Genomic DNA, 21,469 nt, shown 5'->3' on the forward strand with positions numbered 1-21,469 from the left:
CCCCGGCCCCGAGCAGCCAGTGCGGTCAGGCCGGGCTTCCGGGCAGCGGCTCGCCCGCCGCCGCGCCAAGGCCCGTGAACGCCAGAATGCCGTCCCGCACTTCGAGGGCCCGGTTGTGCTGGACGACATGCCCGGTTCCCTGCACTTCCAGCAGCCGCCCGCGGCTGGCGAGCCCGGCCAGCCGGCGGCACCAGTCTGCATCCGCGATGGGGTCGTTGGCGCCGCGCACCACGAGGACCGGTGCGCTGACGCCGGCGATCTTCTGTTCCATCGGGTACTCCATCATGACCTGCAGGGTCTTGAAGTACCAGGACGGGCCGCAACGCAGGTAGTCGGTGAAAACCAAGGCGTTCGAGGAGGGACTCTCGTAGAACAGGCAGTCACGGCCCAGCGCCAGGCCCATCTGTGCCACGGATCCGTGTCTGGGGTCCACCACGGGACCCATCAGCACCACATTCGAGATCTGTTCCGGCTGCTGAAGGGCCGCCTCCAGGGCCATCTGTGTTCCCATTGAGTGCCCCACCAGCACTATTTCCGCAACGCCAAGCTGTTCCATGGCGCCGAGGATGTAACGGGCGTGGTCGGCAATGGACAGCTGGTACGCGGGCTTGGGGGTGGCACCGAATCCCGGCAGGTCGATGGAGTAGGTCTCCATCGACCCGGCCAGGAGCCGGTGCAGCCGGCGCAGGTAGCGGTGTGACGCGCCGATTCCGTGGATGAGCACGACGGCGGGCGCGGACCCGCCGGCCACTTCGCGCGAGGCGAAGACGTGGCCGGCGTGGCCCGCGGCTGAAATCTCCAGGCGGACCGGACCGGTCATGCTGTGAAAGACCGCGGCGGGGAGCACGGGTACAGGAGGGACCGCGTGGCAGCTGCCGGGGTCATGAAGGGCTCGTTTCGTCGCCGGGTGGTCAGCCCAGTCTAGTAAGCCTGCTGGCTAGAACCCTGACGCCGTGCGGGGCGGCCGGCCCTTCAGGATGATCGGGCGGATCAGTTGTCCCGTTTGTCCCGCTCCTCGAACTCCTCATCGAGGTCATAGTGCCGGAATTCCGTCTCCGGATTCGGCTCCCCCTCCACCACGTACTCATAGTCCAGTTGGCGCTCGACTTGGCTGTCGAGGACCTGAAGATCCTTGTCCGGCAACTTGCTGAGATCCTCCGGGAAGTCATCTTCCGGGCTGAGGTGCAGCTTCTCGGTCATTGCATGGCTCCCTTGGCCAGGGGATGGACTCGCGCTTGCTCTGTCCTGGCTGCATTCAGGATAGCCCTTACTGCCGGCGCGGCCGAGGGCCCGTTTTAGGCGGGCTCGGAGCCGACGTTTACCAGCCAGTCCACACCAAACCGGTCCTTGCACATGCCGAAGACGTCGCCCCAGGGTGCCTTCTCCAGCGGCATGGCGACTGTGCCGCCATCGGCCAGCTTGTCGAAGTAGCCGCGGAGCTCAGCTTCGTTGGCACCGCTCAGGGACACGGAAAAGTTGTTGCCCGGGGTGTAGTCCATGCTGTTGGGCGTGTCCGCGCCCATCAGCACCATGCCGGCGTCCGTCCTGAGCTGGGCATGCATGATTTTCTCCTGCTCCGCCGGGTCTTCGCTGGCGTGGTATTCGGCGAAAGTACTCATGGTCAGTTCCCCGCCGAACACCGACTGGTAGAAGGTCATGGCGTCTTTCGCGTTGTCGCGGAAGCCGAGGTAGGGATTGAGCGTAGTCATGTCCGAAACTCCTTGCTGTTGGGGGCGCCGGCCGGGCGGCAACGACGACGGTGCACGGTACAGGGCATATCCTGCCGCAAAACCAACAGCGTGGGTAGATGTCCGGCCGCGGAACCGGACAGCCCGCGACTAAGCAGGTGAACGGCCGGCCGAATGCGTCCGACGGCGGCCGGTGCCGCCGTCGGACGCTGCGGCGGGAGTGCGGCTACGGCGTCTGGCCTGCGTGCTCGCCTTCGGCGATTTCCTCAAGGAGTTTGGCGTTGAAGGCCGGAAGGTCACGTGGGCTGCGGCTGGTCACCAGGCCCTGGTCCACCACGACCTGCTCGTCAGTCCAGATCGCGCCGGCATTCTTCAGGTCCGTCTGCAGCGTGTGGTAGGAGGTCAGGTTCCTGCCGCTGACCACGCCGGCGTCGATGAGCAGCCACGGCCCGTGGCAGATGGCGGCGACGGGCTTGTGCTGCTCGAAGAAGGCACGCGTGAACGCCTGGGCCTCCTTGTCGACCCTGAGGTGATCGGCGTTGACCACGCCGCCGGGGATGACGAGGGCGTGGAAATCGGCGGCGTCGGCCCGCCCCACGGCGAGGTCGACGGCGAACCGCTGTCCCTTTTCGGTGCCGTCATAGCCCTGCAGCTCTCCGCTCTTCGGCGAGACCAGGGTTGGCACACCGCCGGCTTCCTTGACGGCATCCCACGGGCTGGTCAGCTCCACTTGCTCCACACCGTCCGTCAGCAGGAACGCGACTTTCTTGCCGGAAAGATTGTGCTCTGACATGTGTCCTCCTCGTGCCGGGCGCGGGCCGGCAACATTCGTTCAGTGCCGGCGCCACGCGCAATGTCCCACTTGGTTTGCAGTGTTAACTCTAGAAAGCCGCCAAGTCGTAAGCAAGCTGATGATGCATTGCAGAGATCCCGCCGGCACAGGACGGGAAGCTGAGAGAATGGGCCCATGGAAGTCGCTTTCGGGCTGCTGGCCCTCGTCGCCATCGTCTGTGCCTGCAGCGCACTGGGCCAAAGGATCAACATCTCCGTCCCCCTGCTGCTGGTGCTGGCCGGCGTGGTGTGCTCGTTCCTGCCGTTCGTTCCGACCATCGAGCTGAACCCCGAAATCGTTCTGGTCGGGCTGTTGCCGCCGCTGCTCTATGCGGCGGCGCTGCAGACCTCGCTGTTCGATTTCCGTTCCAACCGCCGCTCCATCGGCCTGTTGTCGGTCGGCTACGTCATTTTCGGCACCGTCAGCGTCGGGCTGGTGGTCGCCTGGCTGTTTCCCGAGATCCCGCTGGCGGCCGCCATGGCCCTGGGCGCCGTCGTCGCGCCCCCTGACGCCGTGGCGGCGACGGCGATTGCGCGAAAGGTGGGCATGCCCCGCCGGGTTGTCACCATCCTGGAGGGCGAATCGCTGGTCAACGACGCCACGGCGCTGGTCTGCCTGCGTGCTGCCATCGCCGCGATCGCCGGAGTTGTCTCCGCCGCGGAGATTGCCGGCGGCTTCGTCCTGGCGGTTGGCGGGGGCGTGGCGGTGGGCGTTGCCGCGGCCTTCGTGCTCACGGCGCTCCGCAAGCGGATCCGGAACGTGGCCATCAACACTTCCACTTCCCTGATCGCCCCGCTTGTCGCCTACCTCCCGGCGGAAGCGATCCACGCCTCCGGCGTCCTGGCCGTCGTCGTCACCGGGCTGATCATGGGGACCAAGGCGCCGTCCATGCCAAACGGGGCGGCCCGGCTGAGCCAGCGCAGCAATTGGCACACGGTCCAGTTCCTGTTGGAGAACTCCGTTTTCCTGCTGATCGGGCTGCAGGTCCGGACCATCATCGAGGGCGTCCGGGATGACTCGCTGGGGCCGGAACGGATCTGGTTCGGCTGTGCCGCCGTGCTGCTGGCCGTGCTGGTCCTGCGCCCGGTCTGGGTCTTCCCCGCAACGTACCTGCCGCGGCTCATTCCCGCGGTTCGGCGCAAGGATCCCGCGCCGCCCTGGCAATTTCCGGCGATCGTCTCCTGGGCGGGCATGCGCGGCGTGGTGACGCTTGCCGCTGTCCTGGTCCTGCCGGCGGAGCTGGAGCACCGGTCGGTTCTGATCCTGATGGCCCTCGTGGTGGTGGCCGGCACGCTGACCCTGCAGGGTTTCACGCTCCCGGCCCTGGTCCGGTTGCTGCGCGTGAAGGGACCGGACCCGCGCGAGGACGCGCTCAACGAGGCGTCGCTGATGCAGATGGCGACGGCGGCTGGCGTGCAGCGGCTCCAGGAACTGCGTTCGGACGCCGATCCCCCCGAAGTCGTGGCGATGCTGAAACGGCGCACCCAGGAGCGCGGGCTGGCCGCATGGGAGCGGCTGGGCCGGCCGTCCGCCGAAGCCGCCACCCCCAGCCAGCGTTACGCCCAACTCCGGCTGGCGATGCTGGACGCCGAGCGCACCAAGGTCCTCGAGCTGCGGCGCGGCGGCGGATACGCGCACGAGGTCCTGGTCAACGTCCTTGACCGCCTCGACGTCGAAGAGTCCATGCTCGACGCCGCACTGGAGGAACCGGACGCGGACGGCAGCGGCGGCGAGGGAATCGCCCGGCCCCGCGGCGTTTGTCCGCACCTGGAGTCCGCCCCCGATCTCACCGTCCCGTCTGGTCCCTTCTGCGAGGCGTGCGAACGGGAGGGGACGACGACGGTGCATCTGCGGATGTGCCTGCAGTGCGGCAACGTGGCCTGCTGCGATTCCTCGCCGGGAACCCACGCGTACAAACACTTCCAGCTCAGCGGCCACCCCGTCATGCGCAGCGTCGAGCCCGGCGAGGACTGGCGCTGGTGCTACCCGGACGAACTCCTTGGCTAGGCCGCAGGCGCCGGCCAGCGCCGCCCGGCCCCGGCATCCGGCGCCCCTGTTCACCGCACCGTCCCCTCCGTAGGCTGGAAGGGGACCTGCTGGAAGTGGACCCTGCGAAGAGAAGGCTGCCTGCCGCCGTCGGACGAAAAGAGGACACCATGGACAACCAAGACATCCTGGAGCGCATCAAGGCCCTGGTGGAGGAGGAACACGGCCTCCGCGAAGGCTCAACCCAGTCTGGCGGGACCGGAGGCCCGGACATCCTCCGGCTGCAGCAGGTGGAAGAACAACTGGATCAGTGCTGGGACCTGCTCCGCCAGCGGCGCGCGAAAAAAGACTATGGCGAGAACCCCGACGAGGCGGAAGTGCGGCCGGTCAGCGAGGTCGAAGGCTACCAAAGCTAGCCCCCGGGCCCTGACCTGACAGGCAGGCAGGCAGGCAGGCAGGCAGGCAGTCCATGCTGATCGCGCTGCTGGGAGACGTCATGCTGGGCCGGCTGGTGAACCGGCACCTGGCAGCGGCCAGGCCTGCCTATCCGTGGGGCGACACGCTGGCGGTCCTGAAGCAGGCGGACGTCCGCATCGCCAACCTCGAGTGTGTCCTGGCGGCCGGCGGCGAGCCCGAACCCGGCAAGATCTTCCATTTCCGCTCGGACCCGAAGAATGTGGCAAGCCTCCTCGCGGCCGGGATCGACGTCGTCTCGCTCGCCAACAACCACGTCCTGGATTTCGGCCAGGACGCGTTCGGGGAGATGCTGCCCGCGCTGGACGGCTGCGGCATTCTCCATGCCGGGGCCGGCCCCGACCTGGAGGCCGCCCGCCGCCCGGCCGTGTGGCGCGTGGGCGCCGTCGCCGTCGGATTCATTGCCTTCACGGACAACGAGCCCGGCTGGGAGGCGGGCACCGCGGCTCCCGGGGTCTACTACGTCCCGGTGGAGGATGTCCCCATCGATGACGCCGGCCGGCGCGGCGGGACACGATTGGACGGACTCTTGGAACTGGTCGCCAGGACCAAGGCCCGCGTCCAGGTCCTCATCGTGTCAGCCCATTGGGGCGGCAACTGGGGCTACGACGTCCCGGCCGGGCACCAGGACCTTGCCCGGGACCTCATCGAGGCCGGGGCCGACGTCGTGTTCGGCCACTCGCCGCACATATTTCGCGGCGTCGGCATCCACCGGAACCGTCCTATCATCTTCAGTGCCGGGGACTTCATTGACGACTACGCTGTGGACCCGGTCGAGCGCAATGACCAGTCTTTCGTGTTCATGCTCGACACCGGCGCCGGCGCACCCCGAACGCTTCGGCTGCATCCGACCATCATCGACGGATTCCAGGCGCGCCTGGCCCGCGGATCGGCACCCGATATTGCCGCCCGGATGCAGCGGCTGAGCGGTCAGCTGGGCACGCTGGGCTACTGGAACGCCTCCGGCCGCTGCCTTGAGATTCCGCTGGACCAAAACTGAATCGCTGTAGTGGGCCAGCCGGCGGGCTGATTGTCAGACTGGTTGCTTGCCGGTCCGGCTGCTTACCAGGGCGGCCGAGACCTCCCTGTTGACGGCGGGCATGATCTCCGTGGCCAGCAGTTCAATCGACCGGGCCGTCTCGGCAAAGGGTAGGCCGCCCAGTCCGATCTGGGCCAGGTATCGCGAGTTCCCCAGAGTCTGGTGGATCTCCAGGAGCTTCTCGGTGATCTGCTGCGGGCTCCCCACCAGCAACCCGCCGCCGGGCTCGGTCCAGGAATCGAAGGTGGATCGGGGGAAGTGGTCTACGGGTCGCGGCATGTTTTGTTCGAAGTAGGCCCGGTAGTAGGGGTAGAACGTGTCGCGCGCCTGCTGTGACGTCGGCGCCGCGTAGAAGTGACCGCCGGCCCCCACCGGCAGCGCGCCGGCATCGTGGCCGGCCTCGGCAGCGCTCTCGCGGTAGAGCTCAACAAGGCGGCGGAAACGGGCCGGCCCTGACAGCAGGGCGATGAAAAGAGGAAGCCCGAGCCTGCCCGCCCGGGAAAAACTCGCCGGGGTGCCACCGACGCCCACCCAGACTGGCAGCTTCGCCTGCACCGGGCGCGGGGCGATGTCCATGTCCGGGATGCTCTGAGTCAGTCGTCCGGCCCACTGCACTGTGGAGTTGTCCCGGGCGTTGTCCCGCAGTTCCAGCAGCAGGCGCAGCTTCTCATCAAACAGGGCGTCGTAGTCGTCGAGCTTGTGGCCGAACAATGGATACGACTCCACGAACGCGCCGCGGCCCGCAATGATCTCGGCCCGGCCGTCGGAGATCAGGTCCAGAGTGGCGAACTGTTCAAAGAGCCGCACGGGGTCCTGGGTGGAGAGCACCGTCACGGCCGTGCCCAGCCGGAGATTGGATGTTTCCCGGGCGATCGCGGCGAGGACGACTTCCGGGGCCGAGAGGGCGAAGTCGCGCCGATGATGCTCCCCCAACCCCAGGAATCCGAGGCCCGCCTGATCGGCCAGCTTGGCGAGTTCGATGATCTCTTTTAGCCGCTGCTGCGGGGACAGCGCGATGCCGGTGCTGCTATCGCGGGTGAGCTCGCCGAAAGTGAAGATACCAAAGTCCATATTTATTGAACATTCAATCATTTGGATTCATTCCTGGCCTCACCCGGCAGCATCAAAACCGGCGGGCATATGAGGCCGCGTTTACATTCCTGAAACATGCCGGTCACGCGAACTTCACGCCGTCGCGATTCCCGTAACGTGCCCGCAACTTTTCGCCTCACTGCCGGAAACATGGCTCCGCGAGGATTAAATCCGGATCGGGGGGCCGGCGGCGACGTGTCCCGGTACGGAAGACTGACGAGAAGGGACCCGCCGGTGCAGCTCACTGCTGGAAGCGTCTGGATGATTGTGTCGGCAGCGATGGTTCTGCTGATGACCCCGGCCCTGGGCCTGTTTTACGGCGGGATGACCCGGGCCAAGGCCTCGCTCAACATGATGATGATGAGCTTCGTCTCGGTCGGGATCGTCGGCGTGGTGTGGGTCCTCTGGGGCTACTCCATGAGCACCGGGCAAGGTGTCCTCGGCGTGTTCGGCAACCCGTTCGCGAGCTTCGGCCTGAGCAGCCTCATCGGTTCGCCGGACCTGATCAAGGCCGGCTACAGCGCCACTTTTGCCATCCTCACCGTGGCCCTCATCAGCGGCGCCATCGCGGACCGCGCGAAGTTCACCTCCTGGGCCCTCTTCGTCCCCGTCTGGATCACCCTCGTGTACTGCCCCCTGGCCTTCATGGTCTGGGGCGGAGGCCTCATGAGTGCCGGCGGCGCCGTAAGTGCCGTCTTCGGCCAGGTCATCGACTTCGCCGGCGGCACCGTAGTGGAAATCGCGTCCGGAACGGCGGCGCTGGTCCTGGTCCTGATCCTGGGCAACCGGCACGGCTTCGGCAAGGACCCCGGCCACCGCCCCCACAACATCCCCTTCATTATGCTCGGCGCGGGCATCCTGTGGTTCGGCTGGTTCGGCTTCAACGCCGGCGCCGCCACCACAGTGGAGCAGGCCGGCCTGATCTGGGTGAACACCCTGGCCGCCCCTGCCGCAGCCATGATCAGCTGGCTGGTGACGGAGAAGGTCCGCCACGGCCACCACACCTCCTTGGGCGCGGCGTCCGGCGCCGTCGCCGGCCTGGTGGCGATCACGCCGTCGTGCGCCAACATCAGCCCGCTCGCCGCGCTGGGCCTTGGCTTCGTGGCCGGTGCGGCCTGCGCCGTGTTCGTGGACCTGAAATTCAAGTTTGGCTTCGATGACTCGCTCGACGTCGTCGGCGTCCACCTCGGCGGCGGCCTGATCGGCACGCTCGCCCTCGGTTTCATTGCGCTCCCGGTGGACGGTGCCGGCGGCGGGCTGTTCTACGGCGGCGGGCTCCACCAGGTCATCGCGCAGGCCGTGGCCGTCCTCATCACGGTGGCCGTGTCCGGCCTCGGGACCGCGGTGATCGGACTCGCCATCCACAAGACGCTGGGTTTCCGGGTCAGCCGCGAGGACGAACTCGCCGGAGTCGACCGGTCCGAACACGCCGAGACCGCGTATGCCTTTGCCGAGCTCGGTTTCAGCCGGTTCAACCCGTTCGGCCACCACACCGGCGCGGCCCACGCCGCGACGCCTGCCCACGCGGCGACGTCGGCCCACGCGGCCGGCCGGGCACCGGAAAATGCCTCCGCACGCGCAAAGGAAGACAGCCTCGTCTGAGCCGGCCTCTGGGGCCGGCTCAAGTTTTTCCAAAGGGCCCGGGTGTAAGACGCGGTCGGAGGCTTAAGATATGGGCGGGGGGCACTCGAATTAGCGAACTCGCTTAATGGGAGGCCACGATGTTCAGCCAAGCCAGCCGCAAGGCATCAAAACCGAAGCTAACATCGGTGGCGCGGACCCCGCGCAGACACCGGCGCAGCTCCCTTCCCAGACCGGACACATTTTGGTTCGGGCGCGGGCTGGCCTCGCTGGCGGCCTTTGCCCTGGCGGCGGGCGGCGGCCTGGTGGCGGCAGCTCCTTCGAACGCCGCCAACCCGGCACAAAACTACATCGTGGTGCTCAAGGACGGCGTCGTGGACGCCGGAGCGGCGGCGGCCGCCCAGCAAAGCGCCTACGGATTCACGGCATCGAAGGTCTACCGCAACGCTGTGAACGGCTACTCTGCCACCCTGACGGCGGCCCAGGCGCAACGCGTCAAGGCCGACCCCAACGTCGACTTCGTCACGGCAGGCCGGACCTTCCAGCAACCGCGGGATCTTGGAACCGCGGCCACCCAGGAGACGCCGTTTTGGCGCAAGCGGATCGCCGGAACCAGCTCAGACGTCCGGAAGGCCCTCGACCGGGGGCCAAGCCGGATCAACGTCAACGTAGCGGTGATCGACAGCGGCATCGATGCGACCCACCCGGACCTGAACGTCAAGGGCGGCGTCGACTGCCAGTCCGGCTCGCCCGTCGATGTGACCCCCGTTGACGTCCTGGGGCACGGGACATTCGTTGCGGGCGTGATCGGCGCCCGGAACAACCGCCTGGGCGTCATCGGGACCGCCCCGGGCACTCCGCTGTGGTCTGTCCGGGTGGTTGACGACAACGGCCTGATCTCCGAGCAGAGCCTGATCTGCGCGATTGACTGGGTGACCTCGACGCGCAAGGACCATGACGACAGCAACGACATCGCCGTGGCCAACATCAGCATCGCCGGCGGCGCCGCGGACACGCCCAACTGCGGCAAGGGCACGGACCCAATGCACTACGCCATCTGCCGCTCCGTCCGGGCCGGTGTCACCTATGCCGTCGCGGCCGGCAACGCCGGTGAGGACTTCGCCAACACAGTGCCGGCCACGTACGACCAAGTACTGACCGCCACCGCCATGGGCGATTTCGACGGAAAGTCCGGCGGGGATGCCGCCCCGATCTGCGGCCCCGACGACTTTTCGAAGTACGGGCAAAAGGATGACCAGCCCGCGTTCTTCTCCAACTTCGCCACCACGAGTGACGACAAGGCCCACACCGTCTCCGGCCCCGGCGTGTGCATGCTCTCCACCTGGCCCGGCGGCTACAACGTAAGCAACGGCACCAGCTTCGCCAGCCCGGCCGTGGCAGGGTCCGTGGCCCTCTGCATCAGCCAGAAGGCCTGCACGGGATCAGCCGAGCACGTCATGGAGCAGTACCTTGACCTGACAAAGTCGTACTCGACGCGGCACCACGACTACGGCTTCGGCGGCGATCCCATCCACCCGATCTCGGGGCAGTACTACGGATACCTGACCCAGACGGTGAGCTTCTGACGCTGCGGCGGTGAGGAATCCGGCGGCGCAAGTCGCCGCGCCAGCGGCCCTCGGCGAGTCTCAGCCGGGGGCCCAGCCGGGTTTCGGCCCAGCAGCGGGTTTCAGCCCAGCAGCCGGCGTTCATAGGCGAAGGCCACCAGCTGGAGCCGGGTCCCGAGGCCCAGCTTGCCCAGCACGCTCCTGAGGTGTGTCTTGACTGTCGCCTCGGATACGAACAGGCTTCCGGCGATCTCACCGTTGGCCAGCCCCTTGGCCGCGAGCAGGAAGACGTCCCGTTCCCGGACAGACAGCACCTCCAGCGCGGACAGGTCCGGTCCCCCGGCCGGCACGGTCCGGGCGGCATGCTGGAACAAATCCTGCACTGATCCCGGCGCAATCACGGAGTACCCGGAGTACACGGTCCGGATCGCGGCGAGCAGGAACTCCGGTTCGGCGCTCTTGAGCAGGTAGCCGCTGGCCCCGGCGTGCACGGCGTCAACCACCGCCTGGTCCCGGTTGAAGGTGGTCAGGGCGATGATCTTCGGCGCGCCGGTGCCTGCGGCCTCCGCCTGCCGCACGATCCGCCGTGTGGCGCCGACGCCGTCAAGGACCGGCATGCGCAGGTCCATGAGCATCACGTCGGGGCACCGTTCGACGGCGAATGCCGCCGCCTGCGCGCCGTCGCCGGCTTCCCAGGCCATCGCCATGTCCGGCTGGCTCTCCACCAGCATCCGGATTCCCGCCCGGAACAGGGCCTGGTCATCGACAATCGCCACGGTAATGGCCGCCCCGGCATCAGCCACGGTCGCCGGCTTCGGCCAGCGGCATTCCCGGGCGCGCTGCAGGGCTTCCCGCGGGAACCAGGTCCGGCTCCGCGCTGGCGGCGGCAGCGGCAGCGTCGGCGTCGGCCGTCCTTGTGCCGTAGGGGATAAAGACTGTCACCCGGTACTGCTCGCCATCCGGGCCGGACGTCATCCAACCTCCTGCGAGGTGGGCGCGTTCCCGCATCCCGGCGAGGCCGCGGCCCACCCGCGTTTCGGCGGCAGGGTCCGGGCTGTCCCTGCCTGTGGTCTCCGGGATCCCGGACGCCGCATGCAGGGTCAGCCCCGGGCCGCTCCAGTCCAGGTGCAGCCGCACCGCGGTGCCGCGGCCGCCGTGTTTCAGTGCGTTGGTCAGGCATTCCTGGATGATCCGGAATACGGCGAGCTGCTGCCCGGCGGAAAGCTCGGCGGGTGCGCCGGACTCGCTCTGTTCGATCTCGAGGCTGCCCTGCATGCGCGCCACGAGGGGCCCGACGTCGCTGAGCCGGGGCTGGGGCGTGACCATGCCGTCGTCGTGCACCCCCTCGATGACGCGCTGCGCGTCCACCAGGGCGCTCCGGGCCGACGTCGCAATGTTCTCCAGGGCGTTTAGGACTGCCCTCGGCTGGTCCTTGCTCAGGTAGCGGGTGCCATCCGCCTGCGCCGCGATCACGGCGAGTGAGTGGGCCAGCACGTCGTGCAGGTCCCGGCCGATCCGGGTCCGTTCCTGCTCCACGATCAGGTCCACCTCGGCTTCCCTGAGGCTGGTCTGGGCGATGGTCCTGGCCTGGAACAGGCTGCCGCGTTCCTGATACATCGCCAGCAGAAGTCCGACGGCGGCGCAGGCTGCCGCGATCACCAGCAGCAGCGAAAAGAGTTGCCAGCCGTAGGCTTGAAAGGTCCACCGGTCGCCCATGTACAGCGGAAGGAGCCAGCCGACGCCGTTGCCGTAGCGCCAGGACAGCATCAGGAAGGTCATGGCGCCGGCGAACACCACGTTGGCGGCCGCCGCGATGAAGCGTGTCCTTCGCCGGGCCGTCCATTGGATGAAAGCCAGGGACACGAACGCCCCGAGGTAAATGGCCCAGTGGTTGGCGTGCATCGCGGGAATGGCGTACCCCAGTTGGCCCGCGAGCAGCCCTGCCGTGAATCCGAGTGACGCGTAGGGCTTCCAGGCAGCGCAGGCAATCGCTGCCGTCATGAGGATCAGCGGCCACGTCCCCTCCCAGGTGTGGAGGCCGGGGCCCATCCGCCCGGCCTCGGCCACGCACCACAGCGTGAAGAAGAGAACGGCCGCCGCGGGGGCGCCCCAATGCCGCAAAACTTTCAGTAGTGGTTCCATGCTGTCACCCTATCCACGGCGGCTGTCACAGGCAGGTCACATCCGGCCGCACTCCACCTTGGGGCCAGAAGATTCATCTTTCGAGCCAGCCCTCCGTCGATAGCGGGCGTAGTATGGCGGCCATGACCAAGGCAGCGGTTGAGGTCACAGCTCCCGCCGAAGCGGTGCCGTACTCCGTGCTGGACAGCGTGTTCTTCGTGGTGGGCGGCGTTGCGGCTGTGTGGCTGACCGCGCTGCTGGTGCAGTTGAGCTTCGAATGGGGCTGGGCGCAGGTCTGGTTCCTCTTCATCTTCTGGGCCCTGCTCGCCTATCTGGTGCTTCCCCGTCTGCACCGGATCCTGACCCGGCTCTACGTTCCGGACTACTTCATCGGCCGGGCGCGCACCAGCGACGGGCTGCTGGGCGATCCCGTTAACATCGCCCTGCTGGGATCGGAACCGCAGATCCATGGCGTGATGCGGTCCGCGGGCTGGACAAGGGCCGATGACGTGACCCTGGCCAGCAGCCGGCGGATCGTCTCCTCCACCCTCCTGCGCCGCAGCTATCTCGAGGCCCCGGTCAGTCCGCTGTTCCTGTTCGGCCGCCAGCAGGATTTTGCCTACCAGCAGGAAGTCGACGGCACCCCGGGCAAACGGCACCACGTCCGCTTCTGGCGGTGCCCGCCCGGCTGGCTGCTGCCGGGCGGGCTGGCCGTCGACTGGTTGGCGGCCGGCACGTATGACCGCAGCGTCGGGCTGTCCCTGTTTACCCTGCAGATCACCCACAAGATCGATGAGAACACCGACGCCGAACGCGACCATGTGGTCGGCGCCATTACCGGGGCTGATCCCGCGGCCGGGCTCCGGGTGATCCGTGATTTTTCCACCGGCTATCACGCGCGCAACGGCGGGGGCGACACCATCACCACCGACGGCAATCTCCCCATCGTCGATCTCAGGCAGACCGTCGCGGAGCCGACCGCTGCGGGCTTGCTTGGGAGCGACACGCCCCCGGGCGAGGGCCGCGCCAGGCGTCCTTCGACCACGATTGTCGGGGCGGTCTTCGTCGGTGCCCGCGCGGCGGCGGCCGCGCTGCTGGCCCTGTCCCTGGTGCTCTTCAAGGACGCGCACGTCAGCTCACTGGTGCAGCCCGTAGCCGGCCCGGCGGTCACAGAGGCCCAGGCGGAATTGGCCGTCAGCGCCGCAACGGCGGTTGTCCTGCTCTTTGCCGTGGCAGAGATCCTGCTGGCGTGGTTCGTGTTCCTCGGCCGAAACTGGGCCAGGACGGTGGCCATGGCACTGAGCACGGCCGCCATCTGCTTCCAGGCCGTCGATGTTTTCCACGGCGGCCCGGACATCACCCTGAAGTCCAATCTCCCCGGCCTGACCCTGGACATCCTGTTGCTTCTGGCGCTCTCCAGCAAGCGGTCCCGCGACTATGCCCTGCGCCCCCGCAAGGTAATCAACCGGGATTCCAGCCGTCCCGGCGGCCGGACGCCCGTCTGAATCCGCAGGATCCAGGGGCCCTTGACAGCTCTCTCGCTGCGGGAGCTAGATGTTCAAATAGCCAGCAATCCACCGCAGGAGCAGCTAAGGAGCGGACATGAGCGACGACTCACAGGCGCCGGAGCGTCACCACAGCGAGACCCCCGCCGAAGGTGATGCAACGGCTGAACCCTTCGACGACCGCGCCCATTCCCAGGACGCGGCAGAGGGCCCGGACACCGACGACGAACCGGGCCCCACGGCCTAGCCTCCCTAGGCGCTAGCCTCTCTACGAGCGAACTCGCCGGAACTCTGCGGGCTCGCCGGAACTTTCCGGCGAGCGGGGAGGCTTCCGGCGAATTGGGCTCGCCTGCCCCGGCCGGTGTCCTGACGGTCCCCGGCGCACACAGTCCTGAACCGGCGAAATATCTTCGCTCGCCCGGGTGTTTCTCCGGCATGACAACAATCGGAATCATCGGTGCAGGACACATTGGCGGCCAGATCGCCCGCAAGTCCGTGGAGGTCGGCTACGACGTCGTGATCAGCAACTCGCGCGGGCCGGAAACTCTGGCGGAGCTCGTCGCGGAACTGGGGCCCAGGGCCCGGGCCGCAACGCCGGCCGAGGCGGCCGCAGCCGGCGACTTCGCCGTCGTCACCGTGCCGCTCAGGAGCCTCCCGGACGTCCCCGTGGAACCGCTGGCCGGCAAGATCGTCCTCGACACCAACAATTACTACTGGGAACGCGACGGGCATATCCCGGCCCTGGATGACGGCGAGGCCACCACGTCCGGCCTGCTGCAGGAGCACCTTCCCCAGTCCAAGGTGGCCAAGGCTTTCAACCACATCATGTTCTCCCAGATCACCACGGACGGGACCCCGGCCGGCACCCCGAACCGCCGTGCCCTGGCCACGGCGAGCGACTTCCCGGAAGCGGCCGAGCTGGTGACCAGGCTCTATGACGAATTCGGCTTCGACACCGTCAACATGGGCCCGCTCGCCGAAAGCTGGCGCACGGAACGGGACCGCCCGGCCTACGTGATCCGGCAGAACGCGGCCGAGCTCACGGAGAACCTGGCCAAGGCTCCGCGCACCATCTGACCCGTCCTGCCCCGGGCGCGCGATTTCGCCGGAAGCCTGCGAAGTCGCCGGACTTTTCCGGCGAGCTCGCAGCTATCCGGCGAATTCGGCCGGGGGTTAGGGGTCAGCGCTGGACGGCGGGCTCGAGCTTGAGCATCTTGGCGATGACGTAGTCGAGCTCAGAGTCGTCGAAGATCTTCTTCCAGTCGTCCTTGATGATGGTGTCCTTGCCGTACTGGATGGCGATGTCGCACGCCTCGGAGAACGGGTTGGAACCGCGCAGGGCCTGGGTCAGGGCGATCTGGACGTGCCCGAACAGCATGGCCTTGGCTGCTTCCTCGGGGACGCCGGCGGTGTGCACGGTTTCGTGCAGGGCTTCCTTGAGCAGGGTCCCGATCATGCAGGCGACAGTCTCCACGAGGCTCGCCTCGCCGCGCGAATTCGCCGGAAGCCTGCGAAGTCGCCGGTCTTTTCCGGCGACCGGGCAGGTATCCGGCGAATCCGGGCGGCAGCGCGCGGCTACGCCACCGCAGGACCCGGGAAGCCCTGAAGGGGGACGACTCCCGGATGGTCATTCCCCTATGCGCTTTGCTGGGCTCCGGCCCCTGCGTCCCGGAACTCTGACGGACGCGACGACGACGGCGGCTGAACCTCCCGCCGTCGGGGTCCGCTAGCCGCGTCACCTGTCGCGGGCGGGCGCGTCCTTCCCGAACCATGCACTGACCAGGAGCCACGCGGACCACACGAGGATGAGGACAATCCCAGCGAGTGTAGGAATGGAGTTGGCCGGAGAGAAGCCTTCGGCGCCGACGATCCAGCCCTGCGCGAGGTAGGCGAGCCCGGAAAGCGCCATAAAATAGCCGATCAGCCGGGAGACGCGGCGCGCCCCGACAACCACGGCACCGGTCAGGACCAGGGCCACACCCAGCACGAAGCTCTGGTAACTGCGCATGCCCCACTCCAGCCAACGGATACCCTCGGCCGTCGCAAACCGCGCAGCTTTCTCCGGCTCCGGAGCCGCAACCCAGGCGTCCACGGCGTGCTTGAGGGCAACGCCGTCGACGGCTTGGAGGGCGGCGTAAAGTGCCAGCGCGGCGACCGCAGCGACAGCGCCGAAGCGGGCCGTCCAGGCCATGGCCCCGTCCGGTGCTTTCAGGACCACCAGCAGGACCAGCAGCCCGGAGATGAGAAGCGCCATGCCGGCGAACTGGCCGAGGTGGACCGCCGTCCAAATACCGCTGCGGGCGTACTCCGCGAACGTCGCCGGGTGGTCATTTGCGCTGGCCGTATCGGCATGGAGCAGCCCGGCGACCACGGACAGCGCGAAGCCGGCAAACGCCAGGGTGGCGGCGAGGCGAAGCGGTGCACGGTCTGATGCCGGGCGCCCAGACCCGGCCGAAGCCGCCGGCCGCGGATTATGATCAGTGCCGTATTTCTTCATGGCATCGCCCGTTTCGTGCCGACGCGCGGGTGCGCGAAGTGCGCGCCTAAGCGCAGGCTACGCCGATTGCGTCCCCGGAGCCACGGGCCTTTGACCGGCATGTGGCGGCGGCACGTGTGACCCGGCGGGACCGCCCGTTAATCTGGACACCGCCGCACCCACTAGGACTGCGCTCGTCCGTGGCCCAACCGCGCAGCGAAGCGCGCGACCGCGTCTTCCGGAGTTGGCGCGGGGCCGAAGAGTTCTGCCTGGCGGCTCGTGTTGGCCACGTAGCGGCCGGTTTCGAACCACGCCGCCATGGCTCCCATGTCGCTCATGCGCGAGCCGGACTTTCCCGAAATCTTGCCTATCCTGAGGAGCAGTCCGGTGGGAAGGGAGAGCACCCTAATTTTCTTGTTCGCCAGCCGCGACGCCAGTTCAGCGCCTTCCCGCATGCTGATGGGGCGCGTCCAGCCGATTTCGATGCGTTCGCCGTCGGCGATGTCGGCGTCGACGGCTTCGGCGAGGTAGGTTGCGAGGTCGCTGGTCAGAACGAACGTCAGGGGGACGCTCTTTGAGCCGAGCCAGATGATGCGGCCCTTCTCGAACGGGTCACCGCCGAGCTGGGCGATCTGATCGAAAAATGCTCCGGGACGCAGGGCCACGAACGGGACGTTGAGTTCTTCGAGCTTGTCCTCGGCGAGCTTCTTGTGCCAGAAATGCGGCACACCGGGTGTCTGGTCACTCGTGAGGATGCTGGTGAGCACGAAGCGCGGCACCCCGGTTTTGCTGGCGGCGATGGCGAGATTGGCGTTGCCACGCGTGTCGATCTCGTGGGCGTTCTTGTTCTTCCCGGTGTACCCGGCCGCCGTCGTGATCACAGCGGCGGCGCCGGTCATCGCGGCGACGAGCGAATCGAGGTCGAGCATGTCGCCGCGGGCTATCTCGACGCCCTTGGCCTCGAGTTTGCCCGCGTCCGAGCTCGGGCGGACAAGCGCCCGCACCTTCTTGCCCCGGTCAAGAAGCCGGTCGACGACCTGCCCACCGAGCGATCCCGTCGCACCGACCACCAGCACGGGTTCCTGTTCAGACATTGTTATCTCCTAGTTGTTTTCTCTGCGGCAGCTGCAATGGGCCGGCCCTCGAGTAATGAGCCCAAGGAGTTCGACGGCGCCCGTAGCCTGTGAGCGTTTAGTTCAGCGGCGCCTGGCCCGCCCCTCTCCACAGCCGCCGCCACCAGGGCCGCTTCGGCTCCGGCTCCGGAGGGGCGACGGCGGCCGCGGCAGCCCGGCGGCCCCGCCAGCGGTCCAGTTCGGCGTCGACGTCCCGCGTTTTGGTGATCACGGGCGGCCCGCCCTGGAGCTGCCGCCGGGCATCGATGACCCGGGCATTGAAGTCCTCCACGATGTCGCGGACCTGCTTTTCGCTGAACTGGGCATCGAGCCGCGCGTCGAGCTCGGCGTCCTCGGTGCGGAGCAGGATCGCCTTCGGGCCCAGCCCGGAGATGTTCTCCCGCTGGATCAGGCCCTTGACCCACCAGTCAGGGTCGTACGCCTCACCCAGCCCGGGAATGGGTTTGCCGGCGTACTTGAGGTTGTCGAACTTGCCCTGCGCCATGGCATCCCGGATCAGGTACTCAGCCTTGGCGGCGTCGTCGATCTTGGCGCGCTTTTGCCGGAGTTCCTCCTCGGCGGCGTTGAGCTCGTCGTTCTCCTGCGCCGTGCTGCCCGAGGCCCGCACGGCCCGGAGTTCCGCGGCACGCTCCACCCGGCGCCGGAAAGCGCTGTTGGAACCACTGACCCCGCTCCTCATCAGTCACCACCGTCCTCGCCTGTCGGAATCGCGGATCTGCCTTCCAGTATGAGGAACAGCGGGGCGGCGGCAAAAGGTCCGCGCGGCGGCGAACCGCGACGATGGCAACCCGCCCCCTCGCCGAGACGGGATCCTTACACTCCCGTAACCCGGCGTTAACTCACCCGTGCGAAGCTGGGGACTTCGGATAAAACTAAGCATCCTTCCCATCTTTTCTGCACAGCAGATCCCGAGGAGTTGCAGCCGTGAACAGCCAAAACCAGAGCGCGTCCGGAAGCCCCCTACAAACCAGCCGCGAGGAAGCGCCAGAGGATCAGAGCAGCACGCACGTCACGCATGTCCGCGAAGACGTGGCCATGGCGGGCCGGTGCGCCAACGTCCACCTGCCCACCGGGCGCACGTGCACGTTGCCCAAGCGCCACCCCGGCTCGTGCAATTTCGTCGGGCCCGAGGACGCCGAGCACGTTGCAAAGCAATAGACCAAAGCAGTAGGACGAAGCACACTCCCTCCGCAGTTTTGCAAGGATTCCGGCGGATCCGGTCACTGGTGCCATGCCGCGGCCATCCGCCGGCGCCCGTGACGGAGGCCCCGAACGGCATGCGGGTGGCGGTGCTGATCCCCACGTACAACGAGCCCATCGAGGTTCTGACGCCCACGGTCGCGGCGGCCTGCGAGCTGGCCCCGGCGCATGAGACGTGGGTCCTCGACGACGGCGACCGGCCTTGGGTCGAGGAAATGTGCGTCGCCTACGGCGCCCGGTATGTCCGGCGGCCCGTCCACGACCACGCCAAGGCCGGCAACATGAACCACGCCCTGGGCCTGATGGCCTCGGAGAAGGCCGCCGGCGGCCCCGGCATCGACATTATCGCCGTCCTGGACTGCGACCACGTCCCGCTGCCCACTTTCCTCACCGCCACCCTGGGCTGGTTCGAAGACCCCGGGATCGCCCTGATCCAGGGTCCGCAGTCGTTCTACAACGGCGGCGCGTTCGACGACGACGGAATCACGGGTGAGCAGGGCACCTTCTTCAACGTCCTCATGGCGTCCCGCAACGTACCCGGCGCCGGACCCTTCTGGTGCGGGTCGACGTCGTTGTTGCGTCTGAGCGCCCTGCAGGAGGTGGGCGGCGTGGCGACCGAGACCATCACCGAGGACATGCACACCACGCTCAAACTCATCCGGCGCGGCTGGCGGACCGTCTACCACCACCAGACGCTCGCCGTCGGGCTCGCGCCGGCGACCCCGGACCAGTACCTGCTGCAGCGCCGGCGCTGGGGCATGGGTGCCATGCAGATCCTCGTCCACGAGAAGCTGTGGGCGGCGAAGGGGTGGCTGTCGTGGCGGAATTACCACGAGTACCTCAACGGCACGCTGTGGTGGCTGGAGGGCATCGCCACGCTCGTGGCCTTCCTGATTCCGGTGGTGATCATGCTGTCCGGGGCGCAGACCTCCACTGCCGGGCCGCTGCTTTTCACCGGGGTCTTCCTGGTCATGTTCACCGTGCGCCTGTGGGGCTCCAAGCAGCTGATGCGCAACGAAATCCACTGGCCCACGGCCTTCGCGCTGCGGATTTTCCGCGTCCCGGTCGGCCTGGCGTGCCTCTGGTGGCTCATGTCGCGGAACATCCTGGAGTTCCAGGTGACGCCCAAGGGCGCCGCCGACCTCCGGCTCCGGGGCCGGACGCCGCGCATCCTGATCGTGATGGTTGTCCTCATCTCCGCGGTGATTCTGTACGCGGCCGCCGGGTTGGCCGGGCTGGTGCCCTGGCGCACGACGCCCGGTTCCACGGTGGCGTCCGGTGCCTGGCTGGTGCTCGCCGGCGCGGTCCTGGTGCTCGGAACGCGCAGAATCCGGGCCGCCGAATTCGCCACATCCCGCCGCAACGCCTACCGGATGGAGGTGTCCGCGCCGGTGGAGGCCGAGGGCACCGGCGGAGAGCTGCTGGACATTTCGGTCGGCGGCGCCGCAGTCCGCTTCCCACACGGCACGCTGCCGGCTTCGGGGTCCGTCATGCTCCGGTTGCCGGAGGCCGCGCCGGTCCGGCTGCAGGTCATCCGCACCACCGGGCAACCCGACGGCACCGAGATCGCGTCCCTGCGGGCGGCCGACGACGACTGGGCCACCTACCGTGCGCTCTCGTTGTGGATCTTCCACACGCCCGCAGGGGCGTTGCCCGATTTCCCGCCCGGCGTCCCGGCCGCGGCGTCGCTGCGGGGGCGCTGAGGGCTGGAGGCCGGTGGTCCCGCCCGCTCATTCCCCCTCGAGGCAGAGGATGAACCCGGGAAACACATGCCGGCCGGGGCGTCCGCCCACCTCGTCGATGGCCCGGCGGATCTGCCGGAGCTGCTCCACGGTCATCTGCAGCGGTGGTTCGTCGGGCTGGTAGGTGGTGAAGATCGGATAGTCGACGCCGGGCTGCTGCGACATTTCGATGTGGCAGCCCAGGACATGGGTGACGGGGTGGGTGGCGCAGAACCCGATCAGCCGCTCGATGGTGCTCACAAACGCTGGCCAGTCCTGGATGTAGAGCCGGCCGGGATAGACCGTGTCTCCGGTGAGCAGGAACCCGGTGTGGGGATCGTAGAACGTCACGGCCGCGTTGTGGTGCCCCGGGCTGGGCCAGCATGCCAGGACGCGCCCGCCGAGGTCCACCTGCGCGGGCTGAACGGCGCCGCCGTCGTCCGAGGCACCGGCGGCCGGGGCACCCGCGGCTGTGAATCCGAAGAATTCCCAGGCATTGTCCCGGGCCGCGTCCACCAGAACGGTGTCGGGACGGCCCGCGAACTGGGCATCGCCTGCGACATGATCGCCATGCGGGTGGGTGTGGAGGACAAGGAGACCGTAGCCGTCGCGGGGATGGGCGGCAAGCCAGGCCGCCACAAGGCCGTCGACAACGCGGCGCAGCGGGAAGAAGTCCGCGGATGCGGTCGCGCCGGTATCGATGAGGACGGCCCGCGCGTTGCCGAACAGCAGGAACATGAACGGCGCCTCGTAGTTGACCGCCATGTTCTGGCGCAGGATGAACGTGTGCCGGTCGTAGGCGTGGACCTGGATGTCCGGGTCCGTGTTGTGCTTCGCCGATTCCGAGCCGTGGATCCAGGCCACCTCCAGGTCTCCGGACCGGGCGCGGCCTGCGGTGAAGTCGATCAGGTCCGGGGGCGTCTCCATGGGTTCTCCTAGGGGCGTCAGCGCCAGTGGCGGCGGGTGCGGCGGACGTCGGGTTCCGCAATGACGCACCAACACTCCATGATGACCGGTCCCCTTCCGGTCCTCAAACCCCGTCGGTCGCTCCGTAAA

At 67.9% G+C, this 21,469-nt stretch carries 21 protein-coding genes and 1 pseudogene; 10 read left to right on the forward strand and 12 right to left on the reverse strand.

What is annotated here, in order from left to right; genetic code table 11:
- Nucleotides 1-25 precede the first annotated feature (25 nt).
- The 4 genes from AC1DN2_RS20385 to AC1DN2_RS20400 form a co-directional block, all read right to left on the reverse strand.
- Nucleotides 26-820, reverse strand: a complete 795-nt coding sequence (locus AC1DN2_RS20385; protein WP_476851740.1) for an alpha/beta fold hydrolase — start codon at nucleotides 818-820, stop codon at nucleotides 26-28.
- Between the two features lie 170 nt (nucleotides 821-990).
- Nucleotides 991-1,200 carry a hypothetical protein gene (locus AC1DN2_RS20390; RefSeq protein ID WP_028276113.1) on the reverse strand — a complete coding sequence of 70 codons (210 nt, stop codon included), beginning with the start codon at nucleotides 1,198-1,200 and terminating at the stop codon, nucleotides 991-993.
- A 95-nt stretch (nucleotides 1,201-1,295) separates the two neighbouring features.
- The gene (locus AC1DN2_RS20395; protein ID WP_223913564.1) at nucleotides 1,296-1,709 is read right to left on the reverse strand and encodes a VOC family protein; all 414 of its coding nucleotides are present in this window, start codon (nucleotides 1,707-1,709) and stop codon (nucleotides 1,296-1,298) included.
- 205 nt (nucleotides 1,710-1,914) lie between these two features.
- Complete coding sequence (locus AC1DN2_RS20400; RefSeq protein ID WP_476851741.1) at nucleotides 1,915-2,481, reverse strand: type 1 glutamine amidotransferase domain-containing protein; 567 nt, start codon at nucleotides 2,479-2,481, stop codon at nucleotides 1,915-1,917.
- Between the two features lie 174 nt (nucleotides 2,482-2,655).
- Here AC1DN2_RS20400 and AC1DN2_RS20405 point away from each other — a divergent pair, with 174 nt between their 5' ends.
- From AC1DN2_RS20405 to AC1DN2_RS20415, 3 genes are all read left to right on the forward strand, one after another.
- Complete coding sequence (locus tag AC1DN2_RS20405; RefSeq protein ID WP_476851742.1) at nucleotides 2,656-4,527, forward strand: Na+/H+ antiporter; 1,872 nt, start codon at nucleotides 2,656-2,658, stop codon at nucleotides 4,525-4,527.
- Between the two features lie 149 nt (nucleotides 4,528-4,676).
- Nucleotides 4,677-4,922, forward strand: a complete 246-nt coding sequence (locus tag AC1DN2_RS20410; RefSeq protein WP_223913561.1) for a DUF2630 family protein — start codon at nucleotides 4,677-4,679, stop codon at nucleotides 4,920-4,922.
- Nucleotides 4,923-4,975: 53 nt separating this feature from the next.
- On the forward strand, nucleotides 4,976-5,980 hold the full coding sequence (locus AC1DN2_RS20415; protein ID WP_476851743.1) for a CapA family protein: 1,005 nt from the start codon (nucleotides 4,976-4,978) through the stop codon (nucleotides 5,978-5,980).
- Nucleotides 5,981-6,013: 33 nt separating this feature from the next.
- Here the strand turns inward: AC1DN2_RS20415 and AC1DN2_RS20420 are convergent, their stop codons facing one another.
- Nucleotides 6,014-7,111, reverse strand: a complete 1,098-nt coding sequence (locus AC1DN2_RS20420) for an LLM class flavin-dependent oxidoreductase (protein WP_476851744.1) — start codon at nucleotides 7,109-7,111, stop codon at nucleotides 6,014-6,016.
- A 261-nt stretch (nucleotides 7,112-7,372) separates the two neighbouring features.
- On the opposite strand from AC1DN2_RS20420, the gene AC1DN2_RS20425 reads away from it, so the two are divergent.
- Together AC1DN2_RS20425 and AC1DN2_RS20430 are read left to right on the forward strand one after the other, a co-directional pair.
- Nucleotides 7,373-8,713 carry an ammonium transporter gene (locus tag AC1DN2_RS20425; RefSeq protein WP_476851759.1) on the forward strand — a complete coding sequence of 447 codons (1,341 nt, stop codon included), beginning with the start codon at nucleotides 7,373-7,375 and terminating at the stop codon, nucleotides 8,711-8,713.
- A 119-nt stretch (nucleotides 8,714-8,832) separates the two neighbouring features.
- Nucleotides 8,833-10,278 (forward strand): S8 family peptidase, encoded by a 1,446-nt coding sequence (locus tag AC1DN2_RS20430; RefSeq protein WP_476851745.1) that lies wholly within the window; start codon nucleotides 8,833-8,835, stop codon nucleotides 10,276-10,278.
- Nucleotides 10,279-10,379: 101 nt separating this feature from the next.
- Here AC1DN2_RS20430 and AC1DN2_RS20435 read toward each other — a convergent pair whose 3' ends face one another.
- Entirely contained in the window at nucleotides 10,380-11,060 is a 681-nt protein-coding gene (locus AC1DN2_RS20435; RefSeq protein ID WP_476851746.1) for a response regulator, read from the reverse strand.
- Entirely contained in the window at nucleotides 11,053-12,399 is a 1,347-nt protein-coding gene (locus AC1DN2_RS20440) for a sensor histidine kinase (RefSeq protein WP_476851747.1), read from the reverse strand. The genes AC1DN2_RS20435 and AC1DN2_RS20440 overlap by 8 nt, the downstream gene beginning before the upstream one ends.
- A gap of 122 nt (nucleotides 12,400-12,521) precedes the next feature.
- Here AC1DN2_RS20440 and AC1DN2_RS20445 point away from each other — a divergent pair, with 122 nt between their 5' ends.
- The 3 genes from AC1DN2_RS20445 to AC1DN2_RS20455 all read left to right on the forward strand — a co-directional run bounded on the left by AC1DN2_RS20445 (nucleotide 12,522) and on the right by AC1DN2_RS20455 (nucleotide 14,960).
- Nucleotides 12,522-13,883, forward strand: a complete 1,362-nt coding sequence (locus tag AC1DN2_RS20445; protein WP_476851748.1) for an LssY C-terminal domain-containing protein — start codon at nucleotides 12,522-12,524, stop codon at nucleotides 13,881-13,883.
- Between the two features lie 97 nt (nucleotides 13,884-13,980).
- Nucleotides 13,981-14,130, forward strand: coding sequence for a hypothetical protein (locus tag AC1DN2_RS20450; RefSeq protein WP_164468554.1), 150 nt, complete (start codon nucleotides 13,981-13,983; stop codon nucleotides 14,128-14,130).
- 188 nt (nucleotides 14,131-14,318) lie between these two features.
- On the forward strand, nucleotides 14,319-14,960 hold the full coding sequence (locus AC1DN2_RS20455) for an NADPH-dependent F420 reductase (protein WP_476851749.1): 642 nt from the start codon (nucleotides 14,319-14,321) through the stop codon (nucleotides 14,958-14,960).
- Nucleotides 14,961-15,063: 103 nt separating this feature from the next.
- Here the strand turns inward: AC1DN2_RS20455 and AC1DN2_RS20460 are convergent.
- From AC1DN2_RS20460 to AC1DN2_RS20475, 4 genes and pseudogenes are all read right to left on the reverse strand, one after another.
- Nucleotides 15,064-15,369, reverse strand: a pseudogene (locus AC1DN2_RS20460) (phosphogluconate dehydrogenase C-terminal domain-containing protein); the annotation flags it as partial.
- Nucleotides 15,370-15,618: 249 nt separating this feature from the next.
- Nucleotides 15,619-16,380: a DUF4386 family protein gene (locus AC1DN2_RS20465; RefSeq protein ID WP_476851750.1), complete on the reverse strand. Its 762-nt coding sequence runs from the start codon at nucleotides 16,378-16,380 to the stop codon at nucleotides 15,619-15,621.
- 161 nt (nucleotides 16,381-16,541) lie between these two features.
- The gene (locus tag AC1DN2_RS20470) at nucleotides 16,542-17,453 is read right to left on the reverse strand and encodes an SDR family oxidoreductase (protein ID WP_476851751.1); all 912 of its coding nucleotides are present in this window, start codon (nucleotides 17,451-17,453) and stop codon (nucleotides 16,542-16,544) included.
- Between the two features lie 97 nt (nucleotides 17,454-17,550).
- Nucleotides 17,551-18,171, reverse strand: coding sequence for a DnaJ family domain-containing protein (locus tag AC1DN2_RS20475; protein ID WP_476851752.1), 621 nt, complete (start codon nucleotides 18,169-18,171; stop codon nucleotides 17,551-17,553).
- Between the two features lie 245 nt (nucleotides 18,172-18,416).
- Here AC1DN2_RS20475 and AC1DN2_RS20480 point away from each other — a divergent pair, with 245 nt between their 5' ends.
- Both AC1DN2_RS20480 and AC1DN2_RS20485 read left to right on the forward strand, forming a co-directional pair.
- The gene (locus AC1DN2_RS20480) at nucleotides 18,417-18,650 is read left to right on the forward strand and encodes a hypothetical protein (RefSeq protein ID WP_028276090.1); all 234 of its coding nucleotides are present in this window, start codon (nucleotides 18,417-18,419) and stop codon (nucleotides 18,648-18,650) included.
- A 98-nt stretch (nucleotides 18,651-18,748) separates the two neighbouring features.
- Nucleotides 18,749-20,395: a glycosyltransferase family 2 protein gene (locus tag AC1DN2_RS20485; RefSeq protein WP_476851753.1), complete on the forward strand. Its 1,647-nt coding sequence runs from the start codon at nucleotides 18,749-18,751 to the stop codon at nucleotides 20,393-20,395.
- 27 nt (nucleotides 20,396-20,422) lie between these two features.
- Here the strand turns inward: AC1DN2_RS20485 and AC1DN2_RS20490 are convergent, their stop codons facing one another.
- Nucleotides 20,423-21,340, reverse strand: coding sequence for an MBL fold metallo-hydrolase (locus tag AC1DN2_RS20490; RefSeq protein ID WP_476851754.1), 918 nt, complete (start codon nucleotides 21,338-21,340; stop codon nucleotides 20,423-20,425).
- Between the last annotated feature and the right edge of the window lie 129 nt (nucleotides 21,341-21,469).

Source organism: Arthrobacter sp. 01L42 (genome assembly GCF_056400005.1).

Excerpts from the sequence above, each read along its gene's own strand:
- AC1DN2_RS20385 (WP_476851740.1), bottom strand. The coding sequence starts at position 820 with ATGACCGGTCCGGTCCGCCTGGAGATTTCAGCCGCGGGCCACGCCGGC.
- AC1DN2_RS20390 (WP_028276113.1), bottom strand. The coding sequence starts at position 1,200 with ATGACCGAGAAGCTGCACCTCAGCCCGGAAGATGACTTCCCGGAGGAT.
- AC1DN2_RS20395 (WP_223913564.1), bottom strand. The coding sequence starts at position 1,709 with ATGACTACGCTCAATCCCTACCTCGGCTTCCGCGACAACGCGAAAGAC.
- AC1DN2_RS20400 (WP_476851741.1), bottom strand. The coding sequence starts at position 2,481 with ATGTCAGAGCACAATCTTTCCGGCAAGAAAGTCGCGTTCCTGCTGACG.
- AC1DN2_RS20405 (WP_476851742.1), top strand. The coding sequence starts at position 2,656 with ATGGAAGTCGCTTTCGGGCTGCTGGCCCTCGTCGCCATCGTCTGTGCC.
- AC1DN2_RS20410 (WP_223913561.1), top strand. The coding sequence starts at position 4,677 with ATGGACAACCAAGACATCCTGGAGCGCATCAAGGCCCTGGTGGAGGAG.
- AC1DN2_RS20415 (WP_476851743.1), top strand. The coding sequence starts at position 4,976 with ATGCTGATCGCGCTGCTGGGAGACGTCATGCTGGGCCGGCTGGTGAAC.
- AC1DN2_RS20420 (WP_476851744.1), bottom strand. The coding sequence starts at position 7,111 with ATGATTGAATGTTCAATAAATATGGACTTTGGTATCTTCACTTTCGGC.
- AC1DN2_RS20425 (WP_476851759.1), top strand. The coding sequence starts at position 7,373 with ATGATTGTGTCGGCAGCGATGGTTCTGCTGATGACCCCGGCCCTGGGC.
- AC1DN2_RS20430 (WP_476851745.1), top strand. The coding sequence starts at position 8,833 with ATGTTCAGCCAAGCCAGCCGCAAGGCATCAAAACCGAAGCTAACATCG.
- AC1DN2_RS20440 (WP_476851747.1), bottom strand. The coding sequence starts at position 12,399 with ATGGAACCACTACTGAAAGTTTTGCGGCATTGGGGCGCCCCCGCGGCG.
- AC1DN2_RS20445 (WP_476851748.1), top strand. The coding sequence starts at position 12,522 with ATGACCAAGGCAGCGGTTGAGGTCACAGCTCCCGCCGAAGCGGTGCCG.
- AC1DN2_RS20450 (WP_164468554.1), top strand. The coding sequence starts at position 13,981 with ATGAGCGACGACTCACAGGCGCCGGAGCGTCACCACAGCGAGACCCCC.
- AC1DN2_RS20455 (WP_476851749.1), top strand. The coding sequence starts at position 14,319 with ATGACAACAATCGGAATCATCGGTGCAGGACACATTGGCGGCCAGATC.
- AC1DN2_RS20465 (WP_476851750.1), bottom strand. The coding sequence starts at position 16,380 with ATGAAGAAATACGGCACTGATCATAATCCGCGGCCGGCGGCTTCGGCC.
- AC1DN2_RS20470 (WP_476851751.1), bottom strand. The coding sequence starts at position 17,453 with ATGTCTGAACAGGAACCCGTGCTGGTGGTCGGTGCGACGGGATCGCTC.
- AC1DN2_RS20475 (WP_476851752.1), bottom strand. The coding sequence starts at position 18,171 with ATGAGGAGCGGGGTCAGTGGTTCCAACAGCGCTTTCCGGCGCCGGGTG.
- AC1DN2_RS20490 (WP_476851754.1), bottom strand. The coding sequence starts at position 21,340 with ATGGAGACGCCCCCGGACCTGATCGACTTCACCGCAGGCCGCGCCCGG.